Below are 16,018 nucleotides of genomic sequence, written 5' to 3' on the forward strand. Positions count from 1 at the left end.
GCACTTTTCTACTGGCTTGTATCAGAGATCCTACGCTAAACCCGCCCCTACAATATATTAGGGAGGGCGGGTTTTGCACTTTTCTACTGGCTTGTATCAGAAATTATTAGCTAAACCCGCCCCTACAATATACTAGGGAGGGCGGGTTTTGCACTTTTCTACTGGCTTGTATCAGAGATCCTACGCTAAACCCGGCCCTACAATATACTAGCCAGAACTCTTTCCCCAAATAGCCACTGTGAACTTGCCGCTAACCTCGCCCTCGCAAACCGAAACCCGCAAAGCAGACCACCTCAGGATCTGCCTCGAAGAAGACGTACAATTTCGCGAAACTACCAGCGGACTAGAAAACTACCGTTTTGCTCACTGCTGTTTGCCAGAACTCGATCGCACCCAAATCGATTTAACCTCCACATTCCTCGGCAAAAAACTCGCTGCTCCCCTGCTAATCTCGTCAATGACAGGCGGCACAGAACTAGCCCAGACAATCAACTATCGCCTCGCCGATGTCGCTCAAACATACAAACTGGCAATGGGAGTCGGTTCCCAGCGCTGCGCCGTAGAAAGCCCTCAACTTGCTCCTACATTTGCCGTCCGTCGTCACGCTCCCGATATTCTGCTATTTGCTAACATTGGAGCCGTTCAGTTAAACTATAATTATGGTTTGGAAGAGTGCCAAAAAATCGTTGATATTCTCGAAGCAGATGCCCTAATTCTGCACTTAAATCCGCTGCAAGAATGCGTTCAAACCGAAGGCGATACTAATTTTAAAGGACTGCTCGATAAAATTGCCAAATTGTGCGAGACATTACCAGTACCGGTGATTGCGAAAGAAGTCGGCAACGGTATTTCTGGAAAAATGGCACAGAAATTGCTCGCGGCTGGAGTAAGCGCGATCGACATTGCCGGAGCCGGAGGCACTTCTTGGGCGAAAATAGAAGGAGAGCGAGCCAAAGACGGCAAGCAGCGCCGGTTGGGCGCCACCTTTGCTGACTGGGGAATCCCGACAGCCGAGTGCATTGTCAGCACCCGCGCCGTAGCGCCAGATGTTCCCCTGATTGCCTCTGGAGGCTTGCAAAACGGCTTGGATGCAGCAAAAGCCCTCGCCCTGGGCGCGGATGTGGCGGGACTGGCGCGACCGTTTTTGCAAGCCGCAGCGGAATCGGAATCAGCCACAGCCCTCCTAGCTGAGGTTTTGATTGCAGAGATTGCTACAGTTCTTTTCTGTACCGGCTGCGCTAACTTGGATGAGTTAAAACATTCTGGGGTTTTGGAAAGGTTAAGATAGAAAGATGTCAGTTGGCAGTCGTTAGTTGTTAGTTGTTAGTTGTTAGTTGTTAATTGCTACCAATAACCAATAACCAATAACCAATAACCAATAACCAATAACCAATAACCAATAACCAATAACCAATAACCAATAACCAATTATCTAAATGAAAGATTTTCTAAAATATACTTGTGCAAGTTTGCTGGGAACCTTCCTCGGACTTTTGCTGCTGGGCGGCGTTGGATTGGGGGGACTGGTACTGCTAATTGCTGTCGCGGCATCATCGTCTAAAGATTCAGGCCCTCAAGTTAAAGATAAGTCTGTATTGGTATTAGACCTTTCTTTAAATATCACCGATAGCAAACCGAGCCGCAGCACCACCGCGGCGATTCAAGAAGCGCTTTCGGACGAATCCGGCGATGCTGTGACGCTGCGGACTGTTTTGGATGCGATCGAATCTGCGAAAAAAGACCCGAAAATCGTGGGGATGTATCTCGAAGGCAGTTCGGATGCCAGCAGCAGCGGGTTTGCTAATCTCAAGGAAGTTCGATCGGCATTACAGCGTTTCCGAGATGCCAAAAAACCCATTTTTGCTTACGAAATGGACTGGAGCGAGCGAGATTATTACCTCGGTTCAGTTGCAAATACAATTGCTGTCAATCCTTACGGCTCTGTAGAAATCAACGGTTTTAGCAGTCAAGCCATGTTTTTAACCGGTGCTTTGGAAAAATACGGCGTGGGAGTGCAAGTGACTCGCGTCGGCAAATACAAGTCAGCCGTGGAACCATTTTTGCTCAAAAAAATGAGTCCCGAAAATCGCCAGCAAACTCAAAAGTTGCTGGGAGATATTTGGGGCGAATACCTGAAAACTGTCGGGCCAAGCCGTAAATTGACCGTTCCCCAACTGCAAGCGGTTGCAGATCAGGGCGGAACTTTGATGGCTGATGAAGCTCTCAAAGGCAAGCTAGTTGATAAGGTTGTATATTTTGACGAATTTGCGGCGGAACTTAAAAAACTCACAGGAACCGATGGAGAAAACAAATCTTTCAAGCAAATTAGTCTGAAAAACTACGCGAGAGTTGCTGAGAGTAAAAACTCAACTCGCGCTAACAAGAAAAATCAGATTGCTGTACTTTACGCCGAGGGAGAGATTGTAGACGGGGAAGGCGGCCCGACTCAAGTAGGGGGCGATCGCATCGCTGAAGAATTGCGGAAAATCCGAGAAGATGACGACGTAAAAGCCGTGGTTTTGCGCGTCAACAGTCCCGGAGGCAGCGTGACGGCATCGGAAGTCATCGGGCGCGAAGTCGCGCTGACGGGCAAAAAGAAGCCAGTTATCGTGTCGATGGGTAATTTAGCAGCTTCCGGCGGCTATTGGATTTCGATGGGTTCTAGCAAAATCTTTGCCGAAGCAAATACGATTACTGGTTCGATCGGCGTTTTTGGAATGCTGTTCAACGCCGAAAAGTTGGCTGCTAACAACGGCATAACTTGGGACGTGGTGAAAACCGCCCGCTTTGCGGATACTAACACGGTTTCTCGCCCGAAAAATCCTCAAGAATTGGTGAACATTCAGAGAATAGTCGATCGCATTTACGATCGATTTATCACTAAAGTCGCCGACTCCCGCAAACTGCCGAAAAACAAGGTGCAAGAAATTGCTCAAGGCAGAGTTTGGTCTGGTACGGCAGCGAAACAGTTGGGTTTAGTCGATGAAATTGGCGGGCTAGAAGATGCTGTCAGAGAAGCGGCCAAGCAAGCTAAACTTGGCGACGATTGGCACTTGGAAGAATATCCAAAACGCCGCAGTTTCGAGGAGCGAATTTTGGAAAGACTTTCAGGCGTTCGCGTTTTGCAACCAGCCACCAAACTCGACCCGCTAACAGCCGAATTTAAGAAAATGCAGGATGAATTGGCTGTTATCAAGTCGATGAACGACCCGCAGGGAGTTTACGTTCGCTTGCCTTTCAACTTGCGGATTAATTAACTTTACCCTTCAACCCGCTTGCAGCGGGTTTTGTTTGTGTAGCAGCGGTTTCAACCGCCGAGTCTAATCTTCAACCCGCGGAGGCGGGTTTTGTTTGTGTAGTAGCGGTTTCAACCGCCGAGTTTCAACCGCCGAGTTTCAACCGCCGAGTCCGATATACTGAAAAACCCGGTTTCTTGAAGAAACCGGGTTTATGAATACCCTAAAAGTCGATCGACTGGGAATTGGCAATATTTATTATGCTGCACGCTGAGTTAACAATCCCCAGATGAAAAGTACCACGATCGCACCTATGACTGCAAAAGCTATGCTAGCTAGACTAAATGCTCCGGCGGAAGCTCCCGCCGCACTATAGAACCCTAAGCTTTGACCTAGATAACCTCCCACTATGGCACCCACAATTCCTAAACCTGTTGTTGCCAGAAAACCGCCACCTTGAGTTCCCGGATAAATGGCTTTGGCGATCGCACCGGCAATCAGTCCTAAAACAATCCAAGCAATAATATTTCCCATTTCTCTTTCTCCTGAGTGCTTAACTTTTGTCTGCCTTGTCTTATGTTCTAAGAATAACAACTGATATCCCGCCCTTTCCTCTACCGTAGGGAGGAACCTAGAGTGGTAGGATGTCTCATGAATCCTCCGAGTTTGAGGCTTTCTAATATCTCAAAAGAGTTAACCCAATTTTTCTAGGCAACAAAGGTACTTATGCTCAAGGCAAAAGGGAAATAGGAGAATTTTTTCTGGGAGTTTTTGTGTTTTAGTGGTAAAAAAAATTACAATATTTCTGTCAAATTAGGAAAGTTTGCCCCCGATGAATCTGACTCTGTGCACGATCGTGAAAAATGAAGAAGCAACACTGTCGCGGACTTTGGACAGCGTGAAGGGTATTGTTGACGAAATGGTTGTAGTAGATACCGGTTCGCGCGATCGCACCCGTGAAATTGCCCGAGAATCCGGGGCCAGAGTTTATGACTTTGAATGGTGCGACGACTTCGCAGCGGCGCGCAACGAGTCTCTGAAGCACGCCCAAGGCGACTGGATTTTGGTGTTGGATGCCGATGAGGTTTTGGTACCGGAGATTGTACCTCAAATTAAGCAGGCAATTAAGAGCGATCGACTGCTGCTAATCAATCTCATCCGCCAAGAAATCGGCGCATCTCAATCTCCCTATTCCCTAGTGTCGCGCTTGTTTCGCAATCGCCCCAACCTCCGCTTCTCTCGCCCGTACCACGCCATGGTTGACGACAGCGTGGCTGAGATTTTGCACAGGGAACCGCAATGGAAAATAGCTTCTCTCCCCGATGTGGCGATTTGGCACTCTGGTTATCACAAAGATGCGATCGCAGCCAAAGGTAAATTCCAAAAAGCTCAAGCAGCAATGGAACGCTACATAGCTTATTATCCAAACGACGCTTATGCTTGCAGCAAATTAGGCGCGCTGTACGTAGAAAGCGGGCAACTTCAGCGCGGAATTAATTTATTAACTAGGGGCTTGACAGCTACCGCAATTGATGATTCTATTGTTTACGAACTCAACTATCATTTAGGCATTGCTTACCGCCAGCAGCAGCAATTCGTCAAAGCCAAAGAACACTATCAAGTCGCAATTAATACAGATGTATTCCCGGCGATTAAGTTAGGTGCTTACAATAATTTGGGCAATTTGCTCAAAGATGAAGGAGATTTCAACGCCGCTGAAAAAGCTTACAAAGCAGCCTTAAAAATTGACCCCAATTTTGCAGCAGGTCACTACAATTTGGGACTGACGCTAAAAGCAGCCGGAAATTTGGCAGATGCGATCGCCTATTACCGACAAGCCATTAAAATCGATCCTGAACACGCCGAAGCCCATCAAAATTTGGCAGTAGCGCTGCTGAAAATTGGCAAAATGCCAGAAAGCTTAGCAGAATTCAAAAGAGCGATCGCCCTTCACGAACAGCGTCGCCCCTTTGAAGCAGAACGCCTGCGCCGGGGACTGCAAGAAATGGGTTTAATCTAAACTTGTTACGAAATAATTTGTAGGGGCAATCCCCCGTGGTGGCCCCTCGATCCCCGAAGGGGTAAGCACGGCGGGGCACATTGGTGTCAACTTAATATTAAACGTAGTTCCAGCCTGCTCTCTTACGATTAACCCCTCGATCCCCCCTAGCCCCCCTTAAGAAGGGGGGGACAGGAGCGTCAAAGTCCCCCTTTTTAAGGGGGATTTAGGGGGATCGGGACTAGGCTAAAAGCGAGATTTATCAAGGGCTTTAGTCTTAAGTTGACACCAATACTCTTGGCACTACCCCTACAAATTCAGAAAAACACCAGCCAAATCAAGCAATTATCTCTACTTTGCCGCTATCCAAATCGTAGTGCCCTCCAACAACTTTCAGCTTGCCCGCTTTCACGGCTTCAGCCAAAAGAGGCGACGCAGATTTTAACTTATTTACGTTCATTTTCACATTAGCTCTGACTGCGTTATCCCAGGCATCGCCCAATCGATTTTTTGTAGCATCAACGGCTGGTTTAATCGCTGCCACCAAAGTGCTAATGTGACCCGGAACAGCTTTGCCATCTAAAGCTGCTTTCACAGCACCACAACGTTCGTGACCCAGAATTACTAATAGCGGAACCCCTAATTCTAGTGCGGCATATTCCATATTTCCCAGCACCCCATCGTCGAGAAAATTTCCCGCTACTCGGATATCAAATAAATCCCCTAATCCTTGGTCGAAAATAATTTCCGGGGCAACCCGCGAATCAGAACAAGCCAGGATGGTGGCAAACGGATGTTGACCCTGTGCTACTTCGACAATTCGCGATCGGGCTTGGTCAGGAAAAGTCCGTTTTTGCTGAATGTAGCGTCGATTCCCCTCCATCAATTTCTTGAGTGCGGCGTCGGGAGTGATGTTTGAGAGTGCCTCTGCATTGGCGGCTTCAGTTTTGAAGAGTCCTGGTGCAATACTTGCCGCCAGAATCCCTGCACCAGCCCTCAACATCAGATTACGTCGCGAAATCCTGTCTGTTCTTTCGCTTTCAGTCATTGCTTGCAACTCGGTTCAAATTTTTCTATTCATTAGCATAATATCTACCACAAACTCAGCCAGAATTCTTTAATTTTTCTTTAGAAGTAGCTTGGGCAAAATCAAAACTTCAAAAAAGTTGCCCCTTTTTGTTTCATAAACTCAACGGCGGTCATCCTTCTGCCTCCGGGGGAATGCTATAGTGTATCTAAAACGACAATTATTTATCAATGAATCACAATGTCTTACGTCGCCAGCATTCATATCTATCCGGTCAAGTCCCTTGACGGCATAGCTGTCAGTCAAGCCACTATTCTAGCCAGCGGAGCTCTAGAAGGCGATCGCTCTTTGGCAATCTGCGACGAAGCAGGAGAATTTGTTAACACTAAGCGCAACAGCGGAGTCAATTTTCTGCGCTTATCATTTGATATCAAACAGAGAATTGTTGGCCTAAAAATTCAAGACACCGAACAAGAATTTTTTTTTAATGTAGATAGAGAACGCCCAGGAATAGAATATTGGTTGAGCAACTACTTCGGTTTCCCCGTCAAGTTAATTGAAAACTTGCTGACAGGCTTTCCCGACGATACCGCAGCACCGGGGCCAACCATTATCAGTACCGCAACAATTGCCGAAGTAGCATCTTGGTTTCCGAGGGTTTGTGTTAACGAGATGCGCCATCGCTTGCGAGCTAATATTGAAATAGGAGATGTCCCACCTTTCTGGGAAGACCAACTTTTCGGAGCAGCCGATGAAGTTGTGAAGTTTAAAATAGGCTCAGTAATATTTGAAGCTATTAATCCCGGTCAGCCCTGTCTCCTATCTACGCGAAATTCTGCGGCGAAAGAAGCTGCTCCCAATTTAAAAAATTTACTAATAGCCAAGCAGAAGGACATCATGCCTGACTTGCTAAAAAAATGGCATTTAAATCAATTTAGTCGGCTGATAGTTAACACGCGAGTGCCACATCAAGCAGGCAGAAAAAAAGTACATATAGGAGATGAAGTTCAAATCCTCAGCGTCAGCAAATCCCTATTTAATACCATTCCTGATTAGTTTTATGAGGATTTGATTCCAAATTCAGTGGCATCGTCAGGTGACTGTTGACTGTTGTTACCAATTCCCTGTTTGGCCCATGCCCGATGCCCCATGCCCCATGCCCGATGCCCCATGCCCGATGCCCCATGCCCCATGCCCAATTACCTTAGATTTCTGTTGGTATGATAAACTGCGATCGGTCTGTCAATTCCTTTAAAGCGGAAATCTCCCATCGGCTCAAAACTTTCGGGAAATCGCAGCAACTTGTAAGTAGCTTCGCTCACCACGCATTCCCCCGGGAGACAAATTCGCTCCATCCTAGCAGCCAGATTAATTGTCGAACCCAACACAGTATAATCAACTCTTTTAGAACTGCCAACATCCCCAATAATCGCCTTACCGCTGTTAATAGAAATCCGCAATTGCAGCCGTTCCCCCAAACTATTATTTGCATTGAGTTCGTCAAGGCGGTTGAGCATTCCTAAAGCGGCCGCCACAGCGCGATCGGGATGATCGAGTTGAGGTTCCGGCGCTCCAAAAAATGCCATAATACAATCTCCAATAAACTTATCTAAAGTTCCTCCTTCCCCAAAAACTTCTTGCAGCATTTCCTCAAAAAAATTGTTGAGCAATCCGGCAATTTCAGGGGGACTCAACCGTTCCGACATCGCAGTAAAGCCCACAATATCTGCAAACAAAATGCTGATTTCGCGTTCTACAGGGGGCAGGCGGTGGTTAATTAAAGTCCCCGTATTCATTAAATGCTGCACCACAGCCGGAGAGTGATAGCGTTCCAATCTTTGCCGCATCGTTTCTTCGGTGCGGAGTTTCTGTGTCAGCAGCCACCGCTGCACGCTGGAAGCGACGATATTTCCTAAAGCTGAAAAAAAGCTCAAGTCTTCATCTCCGCCCTGACGCCACTCTCTAGAAGTCAGTTGAGCGTCGCCATAAAGCACTCCAAAAACTGTATTTTCATCCCAGAGAGGAACAGCGATTGCCGTGCGAATTCCTTTGTCGATCATACTCATATTGTCGTCAAACTGTTCGTCAAACTGAGCGTCGGCAGTTTTGAGAGCAACTTGTTCCTCCAATACTTTGCGGCAAATAGTGCGGCCGATCCAACTGCCGTCAGCGGGGATATATTTATTTTTAGCTGTGGTTCTGGCGGCAGTTTTAACTACTTCCAATTCGCCGTTATTTTGGAAGTCTATCAATAGGGCTAAACGTTCAATATTTTTGATGTCGCGGAACACGATTTGCTGGACTTGATCGAAAATTGCTTCGATGGATTCAGCGGTGTTCAAATACTTCGCGATATCGACCAAGTATTTTAAACGCGAGATAGCTTGTTCGTAGTTTCTTTCGATTTTTGTGTCTGGTTCTATCCACTGTTTTTGCAGTTCTTTGGCTTTGCCGAGGATGGTAACTCCTTCGGGCATGGTGCCGATTTCGGGAAGTTGGGGGTCGGAGCGATCGGGTAAAACGACAATCAAATTTATCCGGTGTCCCAGATAAATCACATCCCCCTGATTGACTAAGTGACGGTGCTTGAGGGGACTGTTGTTCAATAGCGTCCCGTTGGTACTGCCCATATCCTCCACTAGCCAATTCCCTGAAGCTATTTTAAACAAGCGGGTGTGGTGCCGGGAAATGTCAGAAAAAGGCAGTTGCAAATCGCATTCAAGCAACCTACCGATAATAAATTCGTCGCCTTCGACAGGCACGGTTTTTTCGACGATTCCATTAACTTGCAGTTCCAGATTCAGTTCATTCATATACAGCACCACTGTTGAATTTTCAAGGCTTTGATAAGACTTGAATTCATCAGATGAAATCTTTTACGAGTCCGATCGAGCCGGCGGCAACTCCAAAGTAAGCTGACCCAACACACCTGTTCTAAAATCGTTTAACATCTGCCGCGCCGTTCGTTCGACATCTCCTTTATACCTGTCTTTTGCTACCTCATGCAAATAATCTTCACCATTACTAGATGCTATATCTAATTTATACCTGGATTTAAAACCAGCTACTGACATCAAAGTTTCATCAGCAGCCTCAAGCTCTAGGAGCAAATCTACCATAGCCGCAGCTACTACCTGATTGTCGTAAGCTGCTTCGCCAATATCTTCGCAAATAGCTAATTTTATGGCATTTTCTTGATTGTTAATGCGGGTGGGGATGATTCCGGGGGCGTCTAATAACTCAATTTCGTCAGAGATGCGAATCCATCTGAGCGATTTAGTTATTCCAGCTCTGCGGGCACTGTCCACTACTCTCTGCCCTAACAGCCGATTGATTAAAGCAGATTTTCCGACATTGGGAAAGCCCATCACCACGGCTCGGACTGGACGGGGCAGCATACCTCGATCGAATCTACGCTTATTTAACTGCACCCCAGCCTCCTGGACAGCATCGGAAACATCGTGTACTCCTTGCCCGTGTTCGGCATTGGTAAAATAGGCAGTTTCGCCCTGAGATTCAAACCAGGTTTCCCACGCATCGCGGGTTCTAGGCGTAATCATATCCATGCGGTTGATCACCAATACTCGCGCCTTGCCGCCCACCCAAGTCGGCATTTGCGGGTGGTAAGTCGCTAGTGGAATGCGGGCATCTCGGACTTCGAGCACCACATCTACGCGCTTTAGCTGTTCTTTTAATGCCCGTTCAGCTTTGGCAATGTGACCGGGATACCAGTGAATTTTCATTAGTTATTAGTAGTTAGTCATTAGTCAGCAGTCATTAGTCAGCAGTCATTAGTCATTAGTCATTAGTCATTAGTCAGGAGTCATTAGTCAGGAGTCATTTTACCCGCTCGCGAAGCCGAAGGGTAGTCATTAGTCATTGGTCATTAGTCAGGAGTCATTAGTCATTAGTCAGCAGTCATTAGTCAGGGCGGGTTTACGCATACCCTGGATTTACACATATAGATACGGGTGAACTCGCCCCTAAAGAATCTACGTTGATGTACTCGGACATGACATAACAGGTAACTTAATGACTAATGACGAATGACCAATGACTAATGACTAATGACTAAGGCACAATCAAAACTGCACAAGGAGACAGATTGATCACCCGATTGGTAACGCTGTCAGACGCCCCATCATCGGTTAAACCCATCCCCCGACAGCCCATCACAATCAAATCTGCCCCAACTTCGTCAGCCACATCACAAATCGTGAAGGCCGGTTTGCCTTCTCTTTCTATGATTTCAGCTTCAATTCCCTGCTGGGAAAACATCGACTGAGCCTCAGACAGCAGTTTGGCGACGGCTTCGGGGGAACTCATCACCTCTCGCGGTGCCTCGCCCTCCTCGGCTGGGGGTTCGACTACCGAGAGAATAACTAAACGAGAGCCGTAGGTTTTCACAATATTGACAACCTTTTCCGCGGCTTCGCGGGCTTCTCGGCTTTGATCTACAGGAAATAAGACAGTCTTGAACATAGTTCGCATTTCCCGGACGCGGACTCCGATAAAATATTTACGTTGAGCCAATCAGTGCCGTTTGTTTCATCTTCCGTTTTTTGTACGGGCGCGGTTGAATGCGTCCGAGGCCCCAAGTGCAAGTGACGAGTGCCGCCATTTCAACGGAATTAGACAAAAACACAAATATTAGGAGGTTAATCCTGTGACCAAAAAAACTGTAGCAAATTTATCGGCATCGGACTTATCGGGCAAGCGGGTATTGGTGCGGGCGGACTTTAATGTGCCGCTCGACAACGGCAATATCACCGATGATACTCGCATCCGGGCGGCTCTGCCGACTATTGAGGATTTAGCGTCGAAGGGCGCTAAGGTCATTTTGTGCAGCCACTTCGGCCGTCCCAAGGGTGTGACGGAGAAGTTGCGCTTGACTCCGGTTGCTAAGCGGCTGTCGGAATTGTTGGGGAAGGAAGTCAAAAAGACTGACGACTGCATCGGTGATGAAGTGGCTGCTACTGTGGCGGCGATGGCTGATGGCGATGTGGTGTTGCTGGAAAATGTCCGCTTCTACCCTGAAGAGGAAGCAAATGACCCAGAATTTGCGAAGAAGTTGGCTTCTGTTGCTGATTTGTATGTGAATGATGCTTTTGGTACGGCTCACCGGGCTCACGCTTCTACTGAGGGCGTTACTAAGTATCTGAGTCCTTCTGTGGCTGGGTTTTTGATGGAGAAGGAATTGCAATATCTCGGTAGTGCGATCGACAATCCTCAGCGTCCTTTAGCTGCTATTATCGGCGGTTCTAAGGTTTCCAGCAAGATTGGAGTCATTGAAAAACTGCTCGAAAAGTGCGACAAATTGCTGCTGGGAGGCGGCATGGTGTTCACGTTCTACAAAGCTCGCGGTTTGAGCGTTGGTAAGTCTTTGGTAGAAGATGACAAGCTGGAACTGGCGAAGTCTTTGGAAGCTAAGGCGAAGGAACGGGGAGTTACTTTTCTGTTGCCTACTGATGTGGTAGTTGCTGATAAGTTTGCTGCTGATGCTAACACTAAAATTGTCCCTGTTGAGAACATTCCCGACGGTTGGATGGGTTTGGATATTGGCCCGGATTCTGTGAAAACTTTCCAAGATGCTTTGGCAGATTGCAAAACGGTAATCTGGAACGGGCCGATGGGCGTGTTTGAGATGGAGAAGTTTGCTGCGGGAACGGAAGGAATTGCCCATTCTTTGGCGGGGATTACTAAAACTGGTACTACCACAATTATCGGCGGCGGTGACTCGGTGGCGGCTGTGGAACAGTTGAATTTGGGCGAACAAATGAGCCACATTTCTACTGGCGGCGGTGCTAGTTTGGAATTGCTCGAAGGTAAGGAATTGCCTGGTGTTGCGGCTTTAGATGAGGCTTAAATCTTCGGATAGCAGGTAGAAGATTGAAGGCAGAATTCAAGACAATTGTCAATTAAAAAAAAACTTATTTTTTTAGTTTTCTATGCTATTGAAATTTCTGCCTTCTCCCGACTTACATTGTCTCTACTAGAACCAGCTTCATAAAATTGGTTTGTAGTGAGGACTTTAGTCCGCATTCAGAGGACTAAAGTCCTCACTACAAACCTTTTATATTGGAGTTATTCAGGGACATAATATTACTTTTACCAGCCGCAAGTCTAGCGATCGCAAATTTTGGGAGTATAATTGGTCTGAAGTGGCAGTGAGGTTTGTTTGTGAAACTTAAAATCTTGGCAAGTGTAACGGCAACTGTAGCAGTTTTAGCCCAGTTTTTGCTGGCAGCTCCCGTCAAAGCTCAAAATCCAGATCATGTCAGGCAATTGCTGGAAACTAAGGAGTGCGAGGGCTGCGATTTGAGAAATGCTGATTTGTTTAAGGCTAGTTTGTACAGAGCTAATTTAAAAGGTGCTGATTTAAGCGGTGCAAATCTTTATGAAGCTAATTTGCTGGAAGCTGATTTGAGTGGTGCTAATTTGGCGAATGCTAATTTAGTTAATGCGGAGATGTATGGGGCTGATTTGGACAGTGCTAATCTGCGAAATGCGGATTTGTCTAATGCTTTTTTGGGGCGAGCAAATCTGACGAGAGCTGATTTGCGCGGTGCTAAACTTTTTAATGCTAACTTGGGCGAAGCTTATCTGCTGCAAGCTAATTTGTCGAATGCGGATTTGCGGCGTTCGCTGCTGTTTAGAGTGAATTTGAGTCGCGCGAATTTAAGCGGGGCGGATTTGTCTTTTGCTGACGTGCGCGATACTAATTTGCAGAATGCTATTTTGTCAAATACTCGGCTTCCTAAGGCTCAATTGAGTGGCACAAATATCGATGCTGCTAATAATGTGCGGCAGGCTGATTTGGAGCGTGCCAACTTGCGGGGTACGAATTTGGGGCCGGGGGTTTGTGTGATAACTACTTTTCCTTATTGTGTTTTCAATAATGTGGAATAGTCTCGTCTCCCAAGAGAATTACCACAATCAGTAAGGTTTGTAGTGAGGACTTTAGTCCTCAGATGGATGAGGACTAAAGTCCTCACTACAAACCATTTTTATGAGGGGTAATTAAGGGCAGGCGCGCCCTAGGTTGTTGAGATTTTAGCTAAGTTTGTGGTGGTTTGTATCCTCTTTCTAGGGCAAATTTCACAAGCTGGGCCCGATTTTCTAACTGTAGTTTGCTGAATATGCTGCCTAAATGAGCTTGTACAGTCCGGGGGCTAATAAACAGTCGATCGCTAATTTGTTTGTTAGTATAACCTTGAATCACCTCCCAAAAAACTCTTTCCTCGGCTGGTGTTAGAGGTAAAGGTGCTGGTGCTGCTGGCAATACTGCGACAACTTTTGGCTCCGGCGCCCAGGCGGTAGAAGTTTGCAGCAGTCGGACAATCTCGGCGTGTATGCGGTGGGAGCGCTCTAACTGCGCTTTCACTTTAGCTAAGATTTCTTCAGACTGAAAAGGTTTTACCAGATAATCGTCAGCGCCGATCGCATGACCTTCAACTTTTGACTCAATCTCGCCTTGACCTGACAAAAATATAAACGGGACTAACTGTCCCAAACGGGTAGTACGCAGGCGGCGGCAAAACTCAAACCCGTCCATTTCCGGCATCATCACATCTGAAATGACCAAATCTGGGGGGGCATTTTCAAAAATTGAGAGCGCTTCAACGCCTGAATTAGCGCATTCAACCCGGTATCCTTGGCTTTCCAGGTACATTGCTAAGACTGTTTGACAGTCTGCTTCGTCGTCAACCACTAATATTCTTTCCATGAGGGCCTTGCACCAATTCACAGTTGACAGTTGTTGAAACTGCGGCTCCAAAAGTAGGAACTTAATTGAGTTTAGCTGCTGCAACTTGATAAAGGTTCCCGCTTTCAAGACGCCACAATTCCTCAAATAGTCCAATTACGGGCGCCGATCCAATAAAATGGTAAGAATTTAGAGGGATGTTGCGGTAAAATCTCCTTCTTCTATTCGTCTCTCTAAAAAGCTACAACTTTTTACAAGAGAGCGTCAACTTTCCCTCAGAAAATAGCAGCTAAAAGAACGAATTTTATTCTATTATACAGAAATCCTGTGAGACTTACACTATTCCTAGGCCCGACATGGAAAGGTTTTTAGATTTTTCGGGTTCGGACAGGGGTACAAAAGGGACAACGCGAACAGGTGCTGCTAGGGGCGGCGCCAACAAACGCTGGCCGGCAACCAGCATACTTTCAATTATCGGTGCGGGTTGGGGGCGGCTGAACAGATATCCCTGCATGATATCGCAGTTGTGCTGTTTCAGAAAAGCTAGTTCTGCTTCTGTTTCTACTCCCTCAGCAATTACTGTCATCTTCAGACTGTGACCCAGTAAAATTACTGCTGTGGTAATTGCAGCATTTTGAGCGTCTTCGTTGGCGTTGCGCACGAAAATGCGATCGATCTTTAAAGTGTCAAAAGCAAATTGCTTCAGATATCCTAAAGTAGCATAACCGGTGCCGAAGTCGTCAATGGCAATCCGAATTCCTAGAGCTTTGAGTTCGTTTAATGTAGCGCCTGCGACTGTGGCATTTTCCACCAAAGCGCTTTCGGTCATTTCTAATTCTAAATTAGCAGGCTCCAAGCCTGTAGTTTCTAATATTTGCACGATTCTGGCCTTGAGTTCCGGGTCGGACAACTGCCGGGCCGACAAATTTACGGATATTGTAAAGGGCGAAAACCCCGCAGCCAGCCAGCTAGCGGCTTGAGCGCAAGCTGAAAGCAGTACCCACTCGCCAATCTGAATGATTAAACCTGTTTCTTCTGCTAAGGGAATAAATTCGACCGGAGAAATTATACCTCGATCGGGATTTTGCCAGCGCACCAGAGCTTCGGCGCCGATAACTTGTCCGGTAGCAATGTTCACCTGCGGCTGGTAGTATACCTGAAACTCACCTTGTGCTAAAGCGCGGCGCAGCAGAGCTTCCAGAGCTAACTTTTCGGGACAAAGTACCGGAACTTTGGTCGATTCGTTAACTAAATCTTTGAGTCGGGCTTCTGCTTGGTGAAGTGCGACTGTCAGCGGTTGGGTAATTGTTTGCCGTTTCGAGACGCGAGAATCAATCGCTCCCAGCAGTTCAGCCTTAGTAAACGGCTTTGTCAGGTAATCGTCGGCTCCCAATTCCATCCCCCGACGAAAATCGGTTTTGGCACTTTGAGCCGTGAGGAAAATAAATGGAATTGTTGCAGCTAGGGAGTTTTGCCGCAGCGTCCGCAACACGTCATAACCGTCGAGTTCCGGCATCTGCACGTCGCACAAGATTAAATCGGGTATCTCCGCCAGTGCCATCTGCACCCCAAATCGACCGTTTTCTGCCACAATCACCCGGTAACTGTGAGATTCCAGGAGTTGCAGAAGAGTTTCCCGGATTAATTCGTCGTCCTCAATGACCAAAATTTTGAGCATGATACTTAGATTACAGATGGCACTATATATCAGAACCTGACTAACTCTAGCATACTCAAACTAATGAGTTACTGATTAGGCCAATTAGCCAATAAATCATTAGCCATTTGGCTAATGGTTTTCCATTGGTTCTTAAGTCACAGTTAAAGAACTGGCAAAAATCGGAAGAGTTCGATCGCTTTCAAGAGCAGAAAACTGCTGCGCCAGACTATTTTGATAAATTTTTATGAGAAAATATCGGTTATTTCTCCTAAAAAATGCCGTCAACACTTTCGCGCGGATGGTGGCAAGCTTTATATAATGTCCGGTCAATTCGCCATAAAAAAAGTGTTCGTAGTGAGGACTTTAGTCCTCGGATTTTTATGAGGAATTT

General features: G+C 46.7%; 13 protein-coding genes. 6 read left to right on the forward strand and 7 right to left on the reverse strand.

Annotation, left to right across the window (positions count from 1 at the left end; genetic code table 11):
• The first annotated feature begins 238 nt into the window (after positions 1 to 238).
• The gene (gene fni / locus QUB68_RS11385) at positions 239 to 1,288 is read left to right on the forward strand and encodes a type 2 isopentenyl-diphosphate Delta-isomerase (RefSeq protein ID WP_332992319.1); all 1,050 of its coding nucleotides are present in this window, start codon (positions 239 to 241) and stop codon (positions 1,286 to 1,288) included.
• A 148-nt stretch (positions 1,289 to 1,436) separates the two neighbouring features.
• Complete coding sequence (sppA, locus tag QUB68_RS11390; protein WP_332992321.1) at positions 1,437 to 3,257, forward strand: signal peptide peptidase SppA; 1,821 nt, start codon at positions 1,437 to 1,439, stop codon at positions 3,255 to 3,257.
• 237 nt (positions 3,258 to 3,494) lie between these two features.
• Here sppA and QUB68_RS11395 read toward each other — a convergent pair whose 3' ends face one another.
• Positions 3,495 to 3,770, reverse strand: coding sequence for a GlsB/YeaQ/YmgE family stress response membrane protein (locus QUB68_RS11395; RefSeq protein WP_332992322.1), 276 nt, complete (start codon positions 3,768 to 3,770; stop codon positions 3,495 to 3,497).
• Positions 3,771 to 4,068: 298 nt separating this feature from the next.
• Between QUB68_RS11395 and QUB68_RS11400 the strand changes: the two genes are divergently transcribed.
• Positions 4,069 to 5,256 (forward strand): tetratricopeptide repeat protein, encoded by a 1,188-nt coding sequence (locus QUB68_RS11400; RefSeq protein WP_332992324.1) that lies wholly within the window; start codon positions 4,069 to 4,071, stop codon positions 5,254 to 5,256.
• A 316-nt stretch (positions 5,257 to 5,572) separates the two neighbouring features.
• On the opposite strand, the gene QUB68_RS11405 is transcribed toward QUB68_RS11400, so the two are convergent.
• Positions 5,573 to 6,283 (reverse strand): carbonic anhydrase, encoded by a 711-nt coding sequence (locus tag QUB68_RS11405; protein ID WP_332992326.1) that lies wholly within the window; start codon positions 6,281 to 6,283, stop codon positions 5,573 to 5,575.
• Positions 6,284 to 6,502: 219 nt separating this feature from the next.
• On the opposite strand from QUB68_RS11405, the gene QUB68_RS11410 reads away from it, so the two are divergent.
• Entirely contained in the window at positions 6,503 to 7,318 is an 816-nt protein-coding gene (locus QUB68_RS11410; RefSeq protein WP_332992328.1) for an MOSC domain-containing protein, read from the forward strand.
• Positions 7,319 to 7,461: 143 nt separating this feature from the next.
• On the opposite strand, the gene QUB68_RS11415 is transcribed toward QUB68_RS11410, so the two are convergent.
• The 3 genes from QUB68_RS11415 to QUB68_RS11425 all read right to left on the reverse strand — a co-directional run bounded on the left by QUB68_RS11415 (position 7,462) and on the right by QUB68_RS11425 (position 10,744).
• The gene (locus QUB68_RS11415) at positions 7,462 to 9,075 is read right to left on the reverse strand and encodes an adenylate/guanylate cyclase domain-containing protein (RefSeq protein ID WP_332992329.1); all 1,614 of its coding nucleotides are present in this window, start codon (positions 9,073 to 9,075) and stop codon (positions 7,462 to 7,464) included.
• A 63-nt stretch (positions 9,076 to 9,138) separates the two neighbouring features.
• A complete protein-coding gene (ylqF, locus tag QUB68_RS11420) occupies positions 9,139 to 10,005 on the reverse strand; it encodes a ribosome biogenesis GTPase YlqF (protein WP_332992330.1) in 867 nt (288 codons plus the stop codon).
• Between the two features lie 328 nt (positions 10,006 to 10,333).
• Positions 10,334 to 10,744 carry a universal stress protein gene (locus QUB68_RS11425; protein ID WP_332992332.1) on the reverse strand — a complete coding sequence of 137 codons (411 nt, stop codon included), beginning with the start codon at positions 10,742 to 10,744 and terminating at the stop codon, positions 10,334 to 10,336.
• Between the two features lie 184 nt (positions 10,745 to 10,928).
• On the opposite strand from QUB68_RS11425, the gene QUB68_RS11430 reads away from it, so the two are divergent.
• A complete protein-coding gene (locus QUB68_RS11430) occupies positions 10,929 to 12,128 on the forward strand; it encodes a phosphoglycerate kinase (protein WP_332992334.1) in 1,200 nt (399 codons plus the stop codon).
• A gap of 314 nt (positions 12,129 to 12,442) precedes the next feature.
• Positions 12,443 to 13,171, forward strand: coding sequence for a pentapeptide repeat-containing protein (locus QUB68_RS11435; protein WP_332992336.1), 729 nt, complete (start codon positions 12,443 to 12,445; stop codon positions 13,169 to 13,171).
• Between the two features lie 148 nt (positions 13,172 to 13,319).
• Here the strand turns inward: QUB68_RS11435 and QUB68_RS11440 are convergent, their stop codons facing one another.
• Positions 13,320 to 13,988: a response regulator gene (locus QUB68_RS11440; RefSeq protein ID WP_332992338.1), complete on the reverse strand. Its 669-nt coding sequence runs from the start codon at positions 13,986 to 13,988 to the stop codon at positions 13,320 to 13,322.
• Positions 13,989 to 14,301: 313 nt separating this feature from the next.
• Positions 14,302 to 15,645, reverse strand: a complete 1,344-nt coding sequence (locus tag QUB68_RS11445; RefSeq protein WP_332992339.1) for an EAL domain-containing response regulator — start codon at positions 15,643 to 15,645, stop codon at positions 14,302 to 14,304.
• Positions 15,646 to 16,018: the final 373 nt, after the last annotated feature.

It is taken from the genome of Microcoleus sp. A006_D1 (assembly GCF_036702805.1).
In the GTDB taxonomy this organism is placed as follows: Bacteria; Cyanobacteriota; Cyanobacteriia; order Cyanobacteriales; family Microcoleaceae; genus Microcoleus.